Annotated in this window: 14 protein-coding genes and 1 pseudogene; 2 read left to right on the top strand and 13 right to left on the bottom strand. The window is 67.1% G+C overall.

The features are described from left to right. Positions 1–69: 69 nt before the first annotated feature. Together ACWEKS_RS18070 and nadA are read right to left on the bottom strand one after the other, a co-directional pair. Entirely contained in the window at positions 70–1,788 is a 1,719-nt protein-coding gene (locus ACWEKS_RS18070) for an L-aspartate oxidase (RefSeq protein ID WP_452341139.1), read from the bottom strand. Positions 1,789–1,821: 33 nt separating this feature from the next. After that, a complete protein-coding gene (gene nadA / locus ACWEKS_RS18065; protein ID WP_354845966.1) occupies positions 1,822–2,862 on the bottom strand; it encodes a quinolinate synthase NadA in 1,041 nt (346 codons plus the stop codon). A gap of 77 nt (positions 2,863–2,939) precedes the next feature. Here nadA and ACWEKS_RS18060 point away from each other — a divergent pair, with 77 nt between their 5' ends. Beyond that, positions 2,940–3,698, top strand: a complete 759-nt coding sequence (locus ACWEKS_RS18060; RefSeq protein WP_452341138.1) for an NUDIX hydrolase — start codon at positions 2,940–2,942, stop codon at positions 3,696–3,698. A gap of 18 nt (positions 3,699–3,716) precedes the next feature. On the opposite strand, the gene ACWEKS_RS18055 is transcribed toward ACWEKS_RS18060, so the two are convergent. The 10 genes from ACWEKS_RS18055 to ACWEKS_RS18010 form a co-directional block, all read right to left on the bottom strand. Beyond that, positions 3,717–5,180 (bottom strand): MFS transporter, encoded by a 1,464-nt coding sequence (locus ACWEKS_RS18055; protein ID WP_452341137.1) that lies wholly within the window; start codon positions 5,178–5,180, stop codon positions 3,717–3,719. 44 nt (positions 5,181–5,224) lie between these two features. Then, positions 5,225–6,037, bottom strand: a complete 813-nt coding sequence (locus ACWEKS_RS18050) for an ABC transporter permease (protein WP_452341136.1) — start codon at positions 6,035–6,037, stop codon at positions 5,225–5,227. Beyond that, positions 6,034–7,197, bottom strand: coding sequence for an ABC transporter substrate-binding protein (locus tag ACWEKS_RS18045; RefSeq protein ID WP_452341135.1), 1,164 nt, complete (start codon positions 7,195–7,197; stop codon positions 6,034–6,036). The genes ACWEKS_RS18050 and ACWEKS_RS18045 overlap by 4 nt, the downstream gene beginning before the upstream one ends. Next, the gene (locus tag ACWEKS_RS18040; protein WP_452341221.1) at positions 7,194–7,856 is read right to left on the bottom strand and encodes an ABC transporter ATP-binding protein; all 663 of its coding nucleotides are present in this window, start codon (positions 7,854–7,856) and stop codon (positions 7,194–7,196) included. Before ACWEKS_RS18040 ends, ACWEKS_RS18045 begins: the two co-directional genes overlap by 4 nt. A 134-nt stretch (positions 7,857–7,990) precedes the next feature. Beyond that, positions 7,991–8,620 carry a class I SAM-dependent methyltransferase gene (locus ACWEKS_RS18035; RefSeq protein WP_452341134.1) on the bottom strand — a complete coding sequence of 210 codons (630 nt, stop codon included), beginning with the start codon at positions 8,618–8,620 and terminating at the stop codon, positions 7,991–7,993. A gap of 34 nt (positions 8,621–8,654) precedes the next feature. After that, entirely contained in the window at positions 8,655–10,079 is a 1,425-nt protein-coding gene (locus ACWEKS_RS18030; protein ID WP_452341220.1) for a cytochrome P450, read from the bottom strand. An 18-nt stretch (positions 10,080–10,097) separates the two neighbouring features. Beyond that, positions 10,098–10,802 (bottom strand): class I SAM-dependent methyltransferase, encoded by a 705-nt coding sequence (locus ACWEKS_RS18025; RefSeq protein ID WP_452341133.1) that lies wholly within the window; start codon positions 10,800–10,802, stop codon positions 10,098–10,100. A gap of 49 nt (positions 10,803–10,851) precedes the next feature. Beyond that, positions 10,852–14,103: a thiamine pyrophosphate-binding protein gene (locus ACWEKS_RS18020; RefSeq protein ID WP_452341132.1), complete on the bottom strand. Its 3,252-nt coding sequence runs from the start codon at positions 14,101–14,103 to the stop codon at positions 10,852–10,854. Next, entirely contained in the window at positions 14,091–15,188 is a 1,098-nt protein-coding gene (locus ACWEKS_RS18015) for an aminotransferase class I/II-fold pyridoxal phosphate-dependent enzyme (RefSeq protein ID WP_452341131.1), read from the bottom strand. The genes ACWEKS_RS18020 and ACWEKS_RS18015 overlap by 13 nt, the downstream gene beginning before the upstream one ends. Further along, the gene (locus ACWEKS_RS18010) at positions 15,188–16,255 is read right to left on the bottom strand and encodes a UbiA family prenyltransferase (protein ID WP_452341130.1); all 1,068 of its coding nucleotides are present in this window, start codon (positions 16,253–16,255) and stop codon (positions 15,188–15,190) included. The genes ACWEKS_RS18015 and ACWEKS_RS18010 overlap by 1 nt, the downstream gene beginning before the upstream one ends. 291 nt (positions 16,256–16,546) lie before the next feature. On the opposite strand from ACWEKS_RS18010, the gene ACWEKS_RS18005 reads away from it, so the two are divergent. After that, positions 16,547–17,407, top strand: coding sequence for a haloalkane dehalogenase (locus tag ACWEKS_RS18005; protein ID WP_452341129.1), 861 nt, complete (start codon positions 16,547–16,549; stop codon positions 17,405–17,407). An 84-nt stretch (positions 17,408–17,491) separates the two neighbouring features. On the opposite strand, the pseudogene ACWEKS_RS18000 reads toward ACWEKS_RS18005, so the two are convergent. After that, positions 17,492–18,434, bottom strand: a pseudogene (locus tag ACWEKS_RS18000) (Fe-S oxidoreductase); the annotation flags it as partial.

Below are 18,434 nucleotides of genomic sequence, written 5' to 3'. Positions count from 1 at the left end.
GGACCGCAATGTCGTTCCGGACCGCGAAGCCGTGCGAGACGGCGAGCCCCGGCATGACGGCCGGGCCCGTCACGAGGCGACGGGCACGGCGGCCCGGCCCCACGCCTGCCCCGGCTCGATGCCGTCGGCAACGAGCTTCGGCCGCCCGTCGGACCCGAGCCGCACCGCGATGCTGCGCCGCAGTTCCTCCCGCGGCTCCGGGTAATCCGACCGCGTATGGCAGCCGCGGCTCTCGGTGCGCGCCGCCGCCGCGACCAGCAGCGCCCGCGCGGTCAGCGTGAGCGCGGAGTCCTCCAGCTCGCGAATGATCGCCGCCGCCGAATCGGAGTGCGCGACTGCGCCATCGCTGGACGCGTCCACGGCATCGTCGGCCCGGCCGACAGCTGCGCCGTTCCCGCTCAGCGCCCATTCGACGGTGATGCCGGGCGCGGCATTGTCGGCGACCAGGCCGACCATGCGCAGGACGGCGGCGCGCAGGCCGTCACCGTCGCGAACGACCGAGGCGTGCTCGGTCATCAGCTCCTGCAGCAACTTTCGATCCGCACGGGGGAAGCGTAGCGGGCCGACCTCGGCGATCGGGCGGGCCGCGCCCCGGCGTTCGGCGGCCGCCACGCCCGCGCGCTCGCCGACCACCAGGCCCTCGAGCAGGCTGTTGGAGGCCAGGCGATTCGCGCCGTGCAGGCCGGTGCGGGCCACCTCACCGGCGGCGTACAGACCGGGCACCGTGGTGCGGCCGGCGGTGTCGGTGAGGATGCCACCGCACTGGTAGTGCGCGGCCGGCGCGACCGGGATCAGATCCGTGGTGGGGTCGATGCCCGCGGCCAGGCACGAGGCGGTGATGGTCGGGAAGCGTTGCGGGAAGCCCTCGATCGAGCGGCCGTCGAGGTACACGTGGTCGGTGCCGAGCTCGTGCATGCGGGCCGCGATGGCGCGGGAGACCACGTCGCGCGGGGCCAGATCGCCGCGCGGGTGCACGCCCGCGGTCACCGAATTGCCTTCGGAATCCACGAGAATCGCGCCCTCGCCGCGCACCGCCTCGCTGATCAGCGGGCGGCGGCCCAGGCCGCCGGGCGTGAACAGCACGGTGGGGTGGAACTGCAGGAATTCCAGGTCCGCCACCAGCGCCCCGGCCCGCAGCGCCAGCGCGATGCCGTCGGCGGTGGCCCCGGCGGGATTGGTGCTGCACGCGTACAGCTGGCCCAGCCCGCCGGTGGCGAGCAGCACGGCGGGCGCGTGCACGATGCCGAAGCCCTGGCCCGACACCACGATGACACCGCGCACGCCCTCGGGCCCGGTCACGATGTCGAGCACGACGGCCCCGAACAGCACCGGCAGTCCGGCCGTGTTCAGCGCCCGCTGCACCTCGGCACCGGTGGCGTCACCGCCCGCGTGAATGATGCGGCGGGTGCTGTGGCCACCCTCGCGTGTCCGCGACACCTGACCATCGCGCCCGAGATCGAACACCGCGCCCAGATCGGTCAGCGCGGCCACCGCGTGCTGCCCGCCCTCGACGATGGACCGCACCGCGTCGGCGTCACACAGTCCGGCCCCGGCGACCACGGTGTCCTGCACGTGCGATTCCACCGAATCCCCGTGCGGTGCAACGACCGCGATCCCGCCCTGTGCGTACTGCGTGGAGGTGTCGGTGGGCCCGCCCTTGCTGAGCGTCAGCACCCGCAGCCCGCGTAGGGACGCGGTCCGCGCGGCGGTCAGGCCGGCCACCCCGCCACCCACGACGACGAGATCCGCCTCGGCTTCCCAGGTGATGGAAATCGATGTATTCACCATTGCTCATCCCTCCCCTGACGGGGGACGACGTGGCTACTCGCCGCCGCCGGGGTTGCCGATCTCGATCATGCGCTGCACCGAATTGCGGGCCAGGGCAGCGGTTTCGGCATCGACGTGGACCTCGTCGCGGTTCTCCACCAGGCAGCGGAGCAGGGCGGCGGGGGTGATCATCTTCATGTACTGGCAGGAGGCCCGGTCGTTGACGGGCTGGAAGTCGATGCCGGGGGCGGCTTTCCGCAGCTGGTGCAGCATGCCGACCTCGGTGGCGACCAGGACCTGGTTCGACTTGGCCGCCTTCGCGGCGTCGATCATGCCTCCGGTCGAGAGGATGTGCACCCGGTCGGCCGGGAACTCGCCCGCGCCCGCCAGATAGAGAGCCGAAGTGGCGCAACCGCATTCGGGGTGCACGAACAGCTCGGCGTCCGGGTGGGTGCGGGCCTGCTCGTTGAGCTCGTCGCCGTTGATGCCGGCGTGCACGTGGCACTCGCCCATCCAGATGTGCATGTTCTCGCGGCCGGTGACGCGCTTGACGTGCGCGCCCAGGAACTGGTCCGGCAGGAACAGCACCTCGCGGTCCGGGTCGATGGAGGCGACCACGTCGACGGCATTGGAGGAGGTGCAGCAGATGTCGGTCAGCGCCTTCACCGCGGCGGTGGTGTTCACGTACGAGACCACCAGCGCGCCCGGGTGCTCGGCCTTCCAGTCGCGCAGTTCCTCGGCGGTGATGGAGTCGGCCAGCGAGCAACCCGCGCGCTGGTCCGGGATGAGCACGGTCTTCTCGGGGCTGAGGATCTTGGCGGTCTCGGCCATGAAGTGCACACCGCAGAAGACGATGGTGTCCTCCGGCGCCTCCGCGGCGATCCGGGACAGGGCCAGGGAGTCGCCCACGTGGTCGGCGATGTCCTGGATCTCGGGCAGCTGGTAGTTGTGCGCCAGGATGGTGGCATTGCGCTCACGCGCCAGCCGCTTGATCTCCGCCGCCCATTCGGGGGTGGCCTCCACACCGGAGTATCCCGACGGGCCGTCCGTGATGCGCTCGGTCAGCGTCATCGTCGCGCCCACTGCTGCAGCCATGGCATGGCTCCTTCTCTCATGCGCCCGGCAACCTCGCCGATTCGCATCCAACCGGTTTTCGACTTAGAATCGAAAACGTGGCCCATCGTAGCACCATCCACGAAACACTCACCGCGGTGTTCCAGGTTCGTCGCTTCCCTGACACCATCCGTGCAGGTGAGAGCACTAGCGTGGGTGGGATTGCCATCTCCGACCGCTGCCCGCCGGGTCAGCGCACCGAACTCGCGGTGCTGTTGTGGGAACGCGCCCTGGACCCCGCCAAGGGCACCTGGTCACTGCCCGGCGGCCGCCTGCGCGACGACGAGGATCTCGATACGTCCGCGGCCCGCCAGCTCGCCGAGAAGGTCGATGTCCGCGAGCTGACCCACCTCGAGCAGGTGTGGGTCTTCAGCGACCCCGACCGGGTGCCCGGCGACCGCCGAATCGCCTCGGCCTATCTGGGTCTGGTGCCGTTGACCGCCGAACCGGTGCTTCCCCACGACACCAAGTGGCACCCGGTCTCGGATCTGCCGGACATGTCCTTCGACCACGGCACGGTCGTCCGCCACGCGCGAAACCGCTTGGCCGCCAAGCTGTCCTACACCAATATCGCCTTCGGCCTGGCCCCCGCCACCTTCACCATGTCCACCCTGCGTGAAATCTATTGCGCCGCACTGGGCTACGACGTGGATACCACCAACCTCCAACGAGTGCTGACCCGCCGCAAGGTGATCACCCCCACCGGCGCGACCTCCTCCCCCGGCCGCACGGGCGGGCGGCCGGCCGCCGTCTACCGCTTCACCGACTCCGGGATCCGCGTCACCGACGAATTCGCCGCCCTCCGCCCGCCCAGCTAGCCGCGCGGACCGACCCGCCTAGGCCGGTATTGTCGCCGCCCGGTCCGGATCGGTCACCGGGTCCAGCTTCCGGACCCGGATCGTGATCGCGACCACGATCGCTGCCAGCACGAAAAAGCCTGCGCCCCAGTAGAACCCGACATCGTAACTGTGAATCGCGGCGCGCGCCGGCAGATCCGGGGTGGGCGGGTGATTGCGCGCGTATCGCGTCGAGACCTGCACCGCGATCGTGGTGAGCAGCGCGGTTCCGATCGAGGCGCCGATCTGCTGCACGGCGTTCAGCAGGCCGCTGGCCACACCGGCGTCGCGATCGTCGATCGCGTACAGCGCGGTGGCCTGCATGGCCACGAAGATCTGCGCCATGCCGAGCGCTATCACGATCTCGGCCGGCAGCACGGCCGCCCAGTAGGGGTACCCGGCCCGCAACTGCGCCAGATAGATCAGGCCACCCGCCCCGAGTTGCGCACCGGCCAGCATCAGCACGCGCGGCCCGACCTGGGGCAACAACTTGCTGGCTATACCCGCGGAAACGACGATGCCGAAAGGAAAGGGCAGGAAGGCGATTCCGGCCTGCAACGGCGAATACCCGAGCGTCTGCTGGAAGTAGTAGCTGAGGAACAGGAAGACCGCGTACATCGCGACCGGAACCAGCAGCGCGACCAGGTACGAGCCGCCCCGATTCATCTCGCCCGGAATACGCAGGGGCAGCAGCGGATTGGCGACCCGCGCCTCGATGGCAACGAAGGCCAGCAGCAGGCAGACACCGGTCACCAGCAGCGCGACGGTGCCGGCCGCGCCCCATCCCGTCTGCGCCGCACGATTGAACCCGTACACGACGCTCGCCAGTCCCGCGGTCACGAGAACCACACCGGGCAGGTCGTAGCCGCCCGCCCGGCGGACCGGCACGTCCCGCACGACGACCAGCAGGGCCGCCGCCGCGGTGGCGGCCGCGATCGGAATGTTCACCAGCAGGCACCAGCGCCAGGACGCGTACTCCGTCAACGCTCCGCCGCCGATGAGCCCGACCGCGAACCCCGCTCCGGACACGCCCCCGAAGACGGCGAAGGCGCGAGCCCGCTCCTGCGCCGCGGTGAACGTCACCGACACCAGCGACAGCGCCGAGGGCGCCAGCAGTGCCGCGAACATGCCCTGCAGCGCCCGGCCGGCGAACAGCATGCCCGGGCTCACCGCCGCCCCGGCCAGCGCCGAGGCCATCGCGAACCCGACCAGGCCGATGAGGAAGATCCGCCGCCGTCCGACATAGTCGGCCAGGCGGCCGCCCAGCAGCAACAGGCCACCGAACATGAGCGTGTAGGCCGTGAACACCCATTGCTTGTCGGCATCGCGGATGCCGAGATCGGCCTGCGCGTAGGGCAGCGAGATCGTCACGATCGTCGCGTCCAGGACGACGAGCAATTGCGCGATCGACAGCACCAGCAGTGCCCACCAGCGACGATCGGATGCCGCCCGTTCTTCGGACATGAAGCTCACCCCTTACTTGTCGGTTTCCTGCGACCGCGCCGGTCTCACGCGACCGCGCGATTGGTGAAGGTCCGCCCGGGAAGGCGGCTCGCCACGAAATCCACCGCGGATCCGAGCACGCCGATGACGAGGATGATGGCCACAACCTGGTTGTAGGCCAACTGATCTCGGGCATTGAGGATCTGATAGCCCAGACCCGACCGGACCCCGAGCATCTCCGCGGGTACCAGCACGATCCAGGCGGTACCCAGACCCAGGCGCAGACCGGTCCGGACATGATCACGCACGGCCGGAATGATCACGACCCGCAGCTGTTCCACCCGCGTCGCGTGAAACGACCGCGCCACGTCCAGAAAGCCGCGGTCGATGGCGTGCACCCCGGAGACGGTGTTGAGCAGGATGGGCCACACGGCTGCGGCCGCGACCAGGAAATAGACCGGCTGATTGCCGATTCCGAACAGCGCGATGGCGATCGGCGTCCAGGACAGCGGCGAGATCATGCGCAAGAACTGCACGATGGGCGTGGCCGCCCGCTCGATCCGCATGCTCAGGCCGATCAGCAGACCCGCCGGGACTCCGATCACCATTGCGATGGCCAGGCCGATGACCAAGCGCCACAGGCTGATCGCCGCATCCGATACCAGCACGCCGCGCTGATACAGATCGACGATCGCCGGTAGCACCCGCTGCGGGGCGGTCTGGCGCAGCAGCGAATGCTGCGGCGCCAGTATCGAAGTCGCCAGCCACCAGAGCAGAACGGTGAGGATGATGGCCGCGGCCGCGGGCCACGCCTTGGCGACGGCCGACCGGGACGCGGTGCGGGCGGTCGGGGCGGATCGAACGAAGGTAGAAGTCACAGCAGTTGCACCTGTTCAGCTCTGACGAGGTCGGCGGGCAGCCCCAAGGCCTGTGTCCCTCCGTGTGCGGCAATCGAATTCAGCACGAAGGTGTCGTCGACCAGCCCCGCGTGCGCCGTGCTCGGATCCAGGTCGTCCAGAAAGCCGCGGTCGCCGTCGACCACGGTGTCGTGCATTGCCTCGACCAGCTTCCGGGTGAAGCTGGGATAGGGGTACGGCTGGAATCCCACCAGTTGCGGTGACCAATCGGGGTGTCGCAGGTGATAGGGCGGCGCGGGATAGGTCAGCGCCGTCCGAACCGCGGGCAGTGGCTGGGGCAGGTAACTACCGGACGTCAGCGCTCCGGCGGATCCATTGCGGTCCGCGGTGATTCGCACTTGGGCGGCAACCACCGCATCCGTGACCACCTGCACCGCGGACGGGCGCTCCGCGATCACGTCGTCCCTGGTGACCAGTACGCAGCAGGCATGTTCACGCCACACGTCGCCCAGAAAGGTATGGATCCGCCCGATCCCCTCGAGCTGCGCGATGGCATTGAACGGGTCCGCCACCACGTACCCGGCGATGGAGCGATTCGCCAGGGCGGGAACCATATCCGACGGGCTCATGACGACGAGTTCGACAGTGCGCTGGGATCGCGACGCACTGCGCCGCACCACCGGAGTGATGTCGTGCGCTCGCAGCAGTTGCTGGAGGACGATGTTGTGGATCGACCACCAGAACGGGATGGCGACCTGGGTTCCCGCCAGCTGCTCCAGATCCGTGATGTCCGGGGCGACAGTGAGTGCCGAGCCATTGGTGTGATTCCAGCCCAGGACTCGCACCCCCGCACCCAGAACGCGCTGGAGCTGCAGCGCCATCGGCATCAACAGATGCGCGACATCGATCTCACGAGAGACGAACGCCTCCGCCAGCCCGGCCCAACTTCGGAACATCACCGGCTTACCGCTGCTCACCCCGGAGGAATAGAGGCCCGCCGAATGCGCGATCAGCAGCGGCGCCGCATCGGTGATCGGCAGGTAACCGATGCGAAGCGCGCTCTCCCGCCGTCGCCCGATGGTGGCCGCGCTGTGGACGAGGTCCGCCGAGCCGAAGAGCCCGGCGGCGACGGTGAGCCCCGTCGCGCCCGCCAGCAGGTACCGTCTCGAAATATCCGTCAAAGAACCGCCACCTCGTCCGGGTGGTACTGGTGGAGGATGTCGTCGCGCAGCGCCGGCGTATCGCCGGTTCGGACGTCCCGCCATTCACGGCGCACGCTGCCCCGGTCGAGCAGCACGATCCGATCCGACAGCGCGATCGCTTCGTCGACGTCATGCGTGATGAGCACGACCGTCGCCGCGAGTTCGGCGACGAGTTCGGCCAGCCACTGCCGCAGGTCGATTCGGGTCGCCGGGTCCAGGGCACTGAACGGCTCATCGAGCAGGAGCAGCCGTGGCCGGGTCGCGACCGCCCGCAGCACGGCCACGCGCTGCGCCTGGCCGCCCGACAGCTCGCTCGGATATCGGTCCGCGAGGCCGTCCAAACCGAAACGCCGCAACAGGGTTTCCGGATATCGATGGTCGAATTCGTGCCGGTGAGCGGCGAATCGCCGTGCCACCGAGATGTTCTCGATGACCGTGAGCCAAGGCAGTAGCAGGGACTGCTGGAACACCACCCCGGTGCGCGGGCGAGCGCCGTCCGCGCTCCAGCTCACCGTTCCCGCGGTCAGATTCTCCAAGCCCGCCAATATCCGCAGCAGCGTGGACTTTCCGCTGCCGCTCGGGCCCAGCACGGCGAGAAACTCACCGCGATCGATCGAGATGCTCACGTTGTCCAGCACGAGATTGTCGCCGAACTTCTTCGTGCCGCAATCGAGGGTCAATTCATTTCGCAAACAAGGACACCTTCGTGAGCGGAATCGAGCGAGCGCGCCGACCGTCGACGACAGCGCTCACTCGCTTCCGGGGGTTCGCGCTATGCGCCCTTTACGCCGGTCAGCCGCGTGTACATGCCGCCGTGCACGCTGTCGACGACCACGTCGCTCAGCTGTTCACGGAATACCCGCTCGAACGGCTCGAGCTTCTTGTAGTGCGATCCGACGATGAACGACTTCAGGAAGTTGTACCCATTGATGGCGGGGTACCCGAATCCGGAGGTTCGCGGCAGGGCATCGATGATGCGCACACCGGTACCCGGCTTCAGGTTCGCGAGGAGCTCTTCCAGTTTCCGCGAGGGGTCCGGAACGCAGCTCATCGCAATGCAACTGAAGACCACGTCGACGTCTCGAAGCAGCGGTGTCGTCGCGATGTCGTCGACCACGAGCTTCACATTGTTCCACCCGTTCGCCGCCACCCGCTTCTCCGCCTTGGCGAGAATGGCCGCGTTGTTGTCCAACCCGATCACCCGGCCCGACGGGCCGATCGCGTCGATCAGAGCCGGGAAGGCAAGTCCGGTACCGCATCCGAGATCGGCCACCGTCTTGCCGGACAGGTCCAGTCCGGCGACCAGGGCCGGGTGCAGCTTGTCGATTCCACCGAGTGACAGGACCCACGCGGTCCGGTCGTAGATCGGTGCCGCGATATCGTATCGTTCTGCGAATTTCATACCCACTCCCTCAGGTTCTCTTCGGCCGAAGCAGTTATCGTCGAGTCAGTCGAACTCGGAAGCCGCCCTTGATCACCGGCGCCAGGCCGGGATCCTCGCGAAGTGACCACTGTGGCGGCACTTCGATCTTGTAGCGGCTGAAGATCAAGGCCACGAGGTACGGCGCGATCAGGTACCCCAATTGGGCGCCGGTGCATCGGTGCGGGCCCGCACCCCACGCCAGATAGTGCAACACCCGAGGCTGATCGACGCGTTTGCTCTTGTCGTAGAACCGATTCGGATCGAACGTGTCGGGATCGGTCCACCAGCGCGGGTCGCGGTGGATCGTCGAGATCGGAACGCCCAGCATCGTATTGGGCGCGATGTCGAACCCTTGGAAGTTCGCGCCGGTCGAGGTGAATCGGAGCAGGAGCGGAAGCCCTTGCATTCGCATCGATTCCTCGAAGCAGGATTTCACCCAATGCAGGCTGCGCACCGACTCGATGGACGGTTGTGAAAGATCGACAGTGCCACTCTCTTCCACGAGGCGATCCGTCGCTTCGGCGTCGAGGACGGTACGAACGACCGTTTGGGTGATCGCGCCGGCGGTAGTGCCATACGACGCGCTGGTCATGGTCGCCACATCGAAACAGAGGTCCCAGAAGGTCATGGGGGTCTTCAGCTTCTCGTACCCCGCGAGCATGCCGTCCAGGACATCGCCGTAGGTTCCCAGAGCCGGCGAGTTCTGCCGCTCGACAACGCGATTCTTGACGATCTTCGCCGCGGTGTACACCGCCCAGGGCCGGATCTTGTACGGACCCCACGGGCGCACCAGATTCGGCGGATCAGCGATCTTCAGCGTCGATCCGAGGAACTTGGTGAAGGTCGAGAGGCCGTTGTGCAACTCATCGATCTCATGGGGAGTGAAGGGCTCGGTGAACGTCTGCTTCAGCACTCCTCGCAAGAGGGTCTGAAAAATCGCCTCCTGCAGATCGGTGACCCCCTCGGCGTCGGTCGCCACGGCGATGTTCGCATCGAGGCCGTCGAGATAGGCTTCGACATTGGCATTGAACGTGCTCTTCAGACCGTCCCGAGTGACCAGCGGACTGACGATCCGACGCCTTTCCCGGAAGAGCTCTCCCTCGATGAACGACAACCCGTTCTGCCGCTTCGCAATGACGGGATGATAGTTACCGAACTTGCTGTAGTCGCCGGAGGTATCACCCATGGCCGCGTGTGCGTCCTGCGGGTTACCCAGGACGACCAAGTCCCGCAGCGGGAACCTGATTCGGCTGACATCTCCGTACTGCCGGACAGTGTCCCGTAGGAACTTGTTGCGGTCCTTCGCGAACTCGGGGTATGAACCCATGAAACGGTGTCCCGGCGGCCCGGGCAGGTGCTCATTCGAGAAACGGCGGCTGATTATGCTGGTTTCAGAATGCACCTTCGGCGCCTCGACGTGCGGGCATTTGCTGGACATGAACAACCTTTTCCATCTCTACTTGCGGAACACATAGGCGCGAACCATGCCGCCGTGGTACCGCGCTCGGGAATCCAATGTGAGGCCGGCCTTTTCGCAGCGGGCTATGGTGTATTCCGCGCCGCGGTCCATCTCCACCTCCCTGGTCATGTGGGCGACGGGCGCCGAACCGAGAAGTCCCGCGATCCGGCGAATCAGCAACAGGCGGTACTTCAGCACCGTGCGCAGCAACTCGCTGTCCGGCAGGGCGAGTTCGATGAGCAGAAAGCGTCCGCCGTCGCGGAGCACCCGTACCGTCTCCGCCAGCGCGGCCGACGGGTCGTCCATGTCATCGAGCGCGAAACACATGACGACGGCGTCGAAAGTCGACGACTCGAAGGTCAGCGCCTCCGCGCTTCCGTGCACCAGGGCCCACTCGCTCCGCGGCCACTCCTGCCCCAGCCGCGCCAGCTTGCGCTCCGCCACCGCAAGCATCTGCTCATTGAGATCGACGGCGCAGTAGGACATCGGAAAGCGATATTCGGCGGCCAGCGCGGACGCGATCTCGGCCGTCCCCGCGGCGACATCGAGCACCCTCGAACCGGCCTCGAGCCGGAGCAGGCGAACCGCCTCGCGCCGGAGCCGCTTGTCGCCACCCAATGTGAGAATCGAATTGACCAGGTCGTAGCGCGGGGCTATTTCCGTGAACATCGCCTGCGGCGTAGCCGGACGTGTCCCGACCATTCGCGTCCCTCCTCTCTGATTGCCTGACAGTTTCTGATTGCCTGACAGTTCATTCGCTTCGCGCTACCCGGCGAATCAGCTGGACAGCCGCGTCGGCGCCCACCGCCTTCACCATCGACCACGCGCCGGATCTCGCGGCCTTACCGTCGCGCAGCCAGCCCGACACCAGTCCCACGACCTGGCGGACATGAATGCGTCCCGCCAGCGCGGGAGCCTCCACCGCGGGGATGCGCGCGTCGATGAGCATCGGGCCCTCGGCGCGAAGCGCGGATCGGAAGGCATTCCCGAATTCCTCGGATGTCCGCGCCGTCACCGCGGGCAGCCCGCAATGCCGCGCGAAGCTCGCGAAATCCACTGGCGCGAATTCCGATGAGGTATCCGGCCATCCCATGATCCAGCTCTCGAACTTGATGGCGGCCAGCGCGCTGTTGTTGAAAACGACGATCACCGTTGTCGATTCGACCTTCGCGGCATTGCGGAGCTCGGCCAGCGTGATGCCGATCCCGCCATCTCCCACGATCGCCACCGAGATTTCCTTCGGTCTGCGTGCGGCGACGTCCACCGCGGCCGGCACCGCGAATCCCATGGTGGCGAAGGATGCGGTCCACAGATATCTGGACGCGGACCGTACGTAGCGGTAGGCCCAGAGCGTGTTGATACCGACATCCACGCTCAGGGTGGATGCTCTATCGGCTTGCGCGAGCTCATGATCGATGATCTGCGCGGCCGCGGCCGCGCGCAGTTCCCGCGCACTCTCCCGCGGTCCATTTCGCCGCGATGCGCCGGGCCGGGCGATATCGCGCACGGCGACAGGATCATTCGACGATCCGATCAGCGCCTCCAGCAGCTCCCGTGCGTCTCCGAGCAGGCCGATCGATTCGGGTGGGAGACGAAGAAAAGTCAGTGGATCGGCATTGATCGACACCACCGGACCGTTTCCGACGAGCTCGAATGCGGAGCCGCGCCAGGACACGCCCACCAAAACGACAAGTCGGCTCTGCCGGATGTTCTGCATCGCTTCGTCATGGCCGGATGTCCCCACCAGGCCGTCGCAGTGTTCGCCTAGAACATCCGCGGCCAAGGCACCCATGGTGCAGTAGAGCGGAGCTCCCGTGCGTGACGCCAACTCGAGCAGTTCACGCCGTGCGCCGGCTGCGCCACGGCCCACAACGATCGAGACATTCTCGGCCGCTTCGAGCAGTTCCGCGGCCCGCGCGATCTCGTCGCGGGCGGCCATCGTGCTGCCGGGAAGCCCGATCAACGACGTCGGAATCCCTTGCGCGTTCGAACTTTCCACGAGCGCCGCACTGTTGCCCGCCGCTATCGCGGAGCTGGCGACGTGAATGTGCGTCACGCCCTTACCCCCGGCGGCCACGGTCTGCAACGCGTCTCGAAGGCGAGTCGAATCCTTGGCGGTGCCGTCCAGAACCACCGATATCGCCGATATCTCCCCCAGCACGTCCACCGGATCCAGGAACCAGCGGTCGATTTCGAAGGAGACCAGCAGCACCGACGCGCTGTCGAACGAAGCGTCGTAAAGCCCGTTCAGCTGCGCGAGCAGTTCCGCGGGCGAGGTCACCAGGGCACACGCCGTGGTCCCCTCGGCCTTGAAGGTCGCGGTCGCCCGCATGGCGGCCGCCTGCGTATCGGCGACGACATGCACGTCGAGGTCGGTCGATTCACTCGCCGAACCGAGCCGCGCACAACTGCTTCGCGAGAGATACACCGAGTCGACGCCGCGACCCGCTATCGCACCGAGCAGATCGCTCGCGAACCGGACGGCATCGGCGTCGACCCTCCCGCCGGACAGCGCCGGTTCCATTCCCAGCGCGGAGGTCAGGATCACGACCGGACCGTGCTCGCGGCCGGCCTCTTCCAGCCTCGAATTCAGCTCACTCGGGTTTCCGGCCCAGAACACCGGGATTCCGAAGGCCCGAGCCAGATCTCGGATCGTCGCACCGGATTCCGCTGCGCACACGACGGTGACGGGAACCGCGTAGCGTGCGGCGGTGGACAGCTCCGCGATGTACTGGTCCAGGGACGCGAGGTCGGTCAGCGCATAGCATCGATCACCGGCCGCCAGCGCGAGACCGATCGACATCGGCAGCGCCGACCCCTCGCCCTCCAGATTCCACGCACTGTGGACATTCGCGTGCTCGCTCAGGAATCTGCGCGACAACCGCTGGATCGGTCCTGGGTCGACGGCCACCGACGCACCCGCCAGTCGCCGTGTGAGCACCGCCCACCCGCCGGGCAGCTCGGCGTCGCCCGGTGTGCCGGAGGGCTGCTCCGATGATGCTTGTGCCGGAACGTCTTTGCGGCTCGACACCGCGGAGGTCAGGGACTCCAGAATCGCCGGAATATCACCGGCGATTCCAACCCGCCGGCATCCGGCGTCGAACCCGGACGTGGCGAGATCGGTGATTTCGATCAGGATATTCGCCGCGGGAAAGTACCGCTCCACTCCGACGGTTCGCCGCCCGATCAGCAGCACGCTGCCGTCGGCCGCGGATGCTTCACGGTCGTCGACCGGGGTTACCAGCGCCTCCGGGATTCCCGACTCGGGCAGGGCCACCAGTGGAGCCGCCAGCGCGTGTGCGAGCAGGCGCGCGCGATCGACCGATTCCTTGCTGCCGGAACCCAATACGATTGCCGTCGGGTTCGCGCACAGGTGGTCGGCAAGGTCGTCGATGCGTTTCTTGTCGACCCTCGTGGCACTGCGGCGATCCAGCCGATACGGGCTCGCCTGTTCCCTCTCATCGACCGGTGCGTTCAGCAGATCCGACGGGACCGCGACATGAGCCGACGTCTGCTCGAGCCGTATCGCGAGCATGATCTGGTCGAAGACGCCGATCTGGTCGGCCGACATGATGTCAGACGAGCGCCACGTACCGTCCCGGAACAGCCGCGAGGATTCGATCTCCTGGAACGACTTCGTCCCGACACCGGCCAGCGGAACCTGTCCGGATATCGCCAGCACCGGCACCCGGTCGTAGAGCCCGTCATAAACGCCGGGCAACAAATGCGTGGCGCCGGGGCCGGCCGTACCGAAGCACACACCCACGGTGCCCGAGCCGCGCGCGTAACCGACGGCCATCCAGGAGGCCGCGCTTTCATGGCGAACCGCGATGAGCCCGATCTCTACCCGCCGCCCGACCGCGTCGACGAGGCAATTCACCGATTCCGCGGGCATCCCGAAGATGTAGCGCACATCGTTGCGGACCAATCGATCCACCAGCGCATCGGCGAACCGGGGACGGCCCATCAGATCGGCCCCCAGGTGCGGATTCATCTGTGGCATGGGCTTGCCTCCATTCCGCGGTATCCCTCCGCGAGTACATCGACAATGTCGGCTAGGTGCTCGAGTGCGGGCACGGTGATCCGGACGCCGAGGTCCGGATATTCACGGACGGCGATCCCCGAGCGGGCGAAGCAATCGACAAGAGATGCCGTGTGCGGCATGGGCATCCAGAGAAAGTTGCCGCCCGATTCGGGGACCGCGAGTCCGTGCTCGCGAACCGATTCGGTGAACAACGACCGGCACTGCACGACCGAATCGACCTGGGCGGCAAGCTCGTTGCTCACCTCCAGCGAGGCGATCGCCGCGGCCACCGCCATCCGGTTCACACCGAAGGGCAATGCGGCCGTTCGACAGGCACCGATCAGATCTCTATTGCCGACGGCGTATCCCACGCGGAGCCCCGCCAGCCCGTAGGCCTTCGAGAAGGTCCGCATGACAACAAGATTCGAATACAGGCGAGTCAGGCGGAAGATCGCGGCAGGATCGACGGTTCGATCGAAATCGATATAGGCCTCGTCCACCACGACGACCGTGTGCCGCGGAGCCGTCCGGAGCACCATCTCGATCTCGTCGAGACGCACCCGCTCACCCGTCGGGTTGTGCGGCGAACAGATCAGGATCGCGGCCGCGTCCGATCCGGCCGCCGCCACCATGGAATCCAGTGGCTGCCAGCGTCTTTCCGTGCCCGGCACCGGCACCGGCGTGCCGCCGGAGTCCACGACGACTCGCTCGTACGCGTCGAAGGCCGGAACCGCGAAGACGACCCGGCCACCATCCCCGGCAACCCGTCGCAGCACGTATCCGAGCACGCCTACGCTGCCCGGCCCGACGATGACCTGATCGGCGGCGCAGCCCACGAACTCGGCGATGGCTCCCCGCAGCGAGCCATACGACGCGGAAGGGTAGTCCGCGGCGCGGTCCACCTCTGCCTCGATCGCCTTGCGGACGCTCGGCAATGGAGCAAAAGGCAACGCATTGTTCGAAAGGTCCAGCGCGACTACCGAATAGTTGTTCTCCTCACCCGAGCGATACTCGTTCCACACGACACCCGGACGCGCCTTCATCAACCTTTCCACCGCATCCATCAGGCGACATCCTTCTTTCTGCGGGTATCGAGCTTCAGCGCATCCATGAGGAAAATGACGACCAGCGACCCGGCCACGATGCTGATCGATGAAACGGAGGGATCCATCAGCAGGATCCAGGTCGACAAATACCCCGTCGATACCACCATGTCGAAACGAAGCATGTTGTTCGCCGACTGGCTGTCGTCACGACGGATCATCCGCGCGCACTGAACGCATACGACCGGGAACCATACGAGGGCCAGCAGATACTTCTCCCCGAACTGACCGGCGGCCACCAGGAATACCGGACCCAGGTAGACGATGATCGTCCCGGCCGAGGCCACGATCGCGGCCTGCAATCGTGTTCGGCTGATGGTCGCCGAGGTCGTCAGACCGGCAGCCCTGTCGCCGTAATAGTCGGGCAGATTCTTCACCAGCCCCTTGGCCGCGAACCACACGAACAAATATGCGGCCATGCTGATGAAGGGCCAATTCCCGAGAACCGCCGGTCCGTGCTGCGCGACGGCGGGAGCCATCAGGAACGGGAAGGCGACATCCAGGGCGAAGAGGCAGATCGACAGCACCGGCCGCGCCTTCACCCGAAACGGCGGCAGGGAGTACTGGTGTGCGATGAGAACACAGATCGCCGTCATCACGACGAAGACGGGGCTCACCAGCGTCGCCAACCCCAGCATGATCGCGGACACGGCATAGGAACTCAGCAGCAGCCGCCGCCGGCCGTAGAGACCGAGCAGGTACAGGCGGGCCGGCAGGTTCTCATTGTCTTCCGCGACATCGGAATAGCCGTTGAACAGATTCGCGACCGCGCTGTACAGGAAGGTGATCACGAAACCGATCAGCACATCGAGGTCAACCGTCAGACCGAGGAGCTTGCAGGAAAGGCAGAACGCCAGCATTCCGGGTAGGCATGTACGCGGGCGGGCGAACGAAAGGAACAGCTCGATCCGCCCCAGAATTCCTGTCGTGTATCCCTCGGACGAATGTACCCAATCGAGTCTCTCTTCTGCCGACTTGTCCAGAAATTCGTCAAGTGTCGGTATCGACATAGTTTCAGCCACGATCACAGCTCACTCGTCATGCGCAGTTGGATATTGCCCGCCCCGGGCCCCCAGCTCCTGAAACCGAAACCCTTGCCCCACGATCGGCACTCAGAACGCAACTCGTCAATGCTTATACGGTGTATTGCGATTCCACCGGTGTGAGCATACACGAAATCCGTTGTCGCCCAAGGGTGTTCAACCGCTGCTTTCATCAGTTGCACACCCCCATGCGCGGTCGAAAACCGTTGGCAATTCCCGTGATTCCGCGTGGGCGAGGTATATCAGACGTCGTCTCGTATCGCAGAGAGGGTTTCAATGCTGATCGACTTCGTTCCCGACCGGAATCTGTACCCCTTCGACTCCCGCTGGTTCGACTCGTCCGCCGGCCGGGTGCACTACATCGACGAGGGGTCCGGGCCGGCAATCCTGTTCTGCCATGGCGTTCCGACGTGGAGTTTCCTCTACCGCCACATCGTGCGGGAGCTGCGCGACCGGTATCGCTGTATCGTCGTCGACTACCTGGGGTTCGGATTGTCCGAACGTCCGCAGGGATTCGGTTACACGGTCGCCGAGCACATCTCGGTCCTCGGCGAGCTGATCGATCACCTGCGACTCGACGACTTCATCCTGATGGGACACGACTGGGGCGGACCCATCGGCCTCGGGGCGGTCACCACGCGCGCGGATCGGCTGCGCGGAATCGTGCTGGGCAACACCACGTTCTGGCCACCCGAAGCGCGGGCGAATCGGGTCTTCAGCATGCTCATCCGCACCCCCCTGATGCAGCGGCAAGTGCTCGAGCGGAACTTCCTCGTCGAGCGCGTCCTACTCGGCGAGCTGGGGCGCAAGCTCAGCGCGGCCGAGGCCGACCACTATCGCGGCGTGCAGCCCACCCCGGCGGCTCGGCCCGGCCTCGGCGTGATCGCCAAACAGATTCGTGACGCCCGGCCGCTACTGGAGCGTCTCTCCCGAGACGTGCCCGCCATACTCGCCGACAAGCCGACCCTCTTGGTCTGGGGCATGCGGGACCTCGTCTACCGCCCGAAGGCCCACATCCCCCGAATGCGGGCGACATTCACCGACCTCGAGGTAGTCGAGCTGCCGAGCGCACAGCAGTTCATCCAGGAGCACGCACCCGATGAGATCGCGACGGCCATCGCGAAGCGGTTCCCCTGAGCCTGGTGAAACGATGGGCGGCGCTACCACTCGGTAGCGCCGCCCACGTCGATCAGGTTCGGCCGCCTGCCATTTCGAGCGCGCCTAGTTCTTCCGGCCCGGCGCCTTCATCCCCGACTTGAACCCCAGGCCACCCGGCTTGGCGGCCGGCGGCGCGACGGAGCCATTCCCTTCCGGCGTGCCATTGCCCTCCGTCGCGGCCGGAGCGGCGGGCTCGGCTGCCGGAGCCGGAGCCTTGGCCGGGGCTGGAGCGGCCTCGGCCGGAGCCGAATCCGCCGGAGCCGCAGGCGCTTCCGGAGCCGCAGCGGCGGCCGGAGCGGCGGTACCCGGGGCCTTCGGGCCGGGACGCTTGAGGCCGGACTTCATGGCCAGGCCCTTGGGCGCGATGGACGGCTTGGCCTCGGCGGCCGGAGCCGACGCGGCCGGAGCCTGGGTGGCCGGAGCCTGGGTGGCCGGTGCGGCAGCCGCGGCCGGTGCGGCGGCCTGCGCCACGGTCTCGGCCGCAGCGGCGTCGGTGGCGGGCTTGGCGCCCGGCGCCTTGGCGGCACCCTTCATCTGCAGACCCTTACCGCCGGGAGCCTTGAGGCCACCCTTCATCGCGAGCCCGCCCGGCTTGGCAGCCGGAGCCGCCGGAGCCTCGGCAACGGCCTCGGCGGGAGCGGCTGCGGCGGGAGCGGCTGCGGCGGAGGCGGATTCGGCGGCGGGAGCCTTCGCACCCGGCGTCTTCAGGCCGCCCTTCATCTGCAGACCCTTGCCGGGGGCCTTGGCCGGGCCCTTCATGGCCAGACCCTTGACCGGAGCCGGAGCCGGAGCCGCGGTCGCCTCGGCGGCAGGGGCAGCCTCGGCCGGTGCGGCGGCCGGTGCGGCGGCCGGGGCGGCGGCCGGTGCGGCGGCCTTCGCGCCCGGGGCCTTGAGTCCGCCCTTCATGGCCAGACCCTTACCACCGGGAGCCTTCGCGCCACCCTTCATACCCAGACCACCACCGGCCGGAGCAGCCTTCGGTGCAGCCTCGACGGGAACCGCCGCC

Source organism: Nocardia sp. NPDC004711, assembly GCF_053601595.1.
This window is presented reverse-complemented; position numbering and strand designations above follow the sequence as displayed.

Coding starts and splice junctions, on each gene's coding strand:
- ACWEKS_RS18070 (WP_452341139.1), bottom strand. CDS start 1,788: ATGGTGAATACATCGATTTCCATCACCTGGGAAGCCGAGGCGGATCTC.
- nadA (WP_354845966.1), bottom strand. CDS start 2,862: ATGGCTGCAGCAGTGGGCGCGACGATGACGCTGACCGAGCGCATCACG.
- ACWEKS_RS18055 (WP_452341137.1), bottom strand. CDS start 5,180: ATGTCCGAAGAACGGGCGGCATCCGATCGTCGCTGGTGGGCACTGCTG.
- ACWEKS_RS18035 (WP_452341134.1), bottom strand. CDS start 8,620: ATGAAATTCGCAGAACGATACGATATCGCGGCACCGATCTACGACCGG.
- ACWEKS_RS18030 (WP_452341220.1), bottom strand. CDS start 10,079: ATGTCCAGCAAATGCCCGCACGTCGAGGCGCCGAAGGTGCATTCTGAA.
- ACWEKS_RS18025 (WP_452341133.1), bottom strand. CDS start 10,802: ATGGTCGGGACACGTCCGGCTACGCCGCAGGCGATGTTCACGGAAATA.
- ACWEKS_RS18020 (WP_452341132.1), bottom strand. CDS start 14,103: ATGCCACAGATGAATCCGCACCTGGGGGCCGATCTGATGGGCCGTCCC.
- ACWEKS_RS18015 (WP_452341131.1), bottom strand. CDS start 15,188: ATGGATGCGGTGGAAAGGTTGATGAAGGCGCGTCCGGGTGTCGTGTGG.
- ACWEKS_RS18005 (WP_452341129.1), top strand. CDS start 16,547: ATGCTGATCGACTTCGTTCCCGACCGGAATCTGTACCCCTTCGACTCC.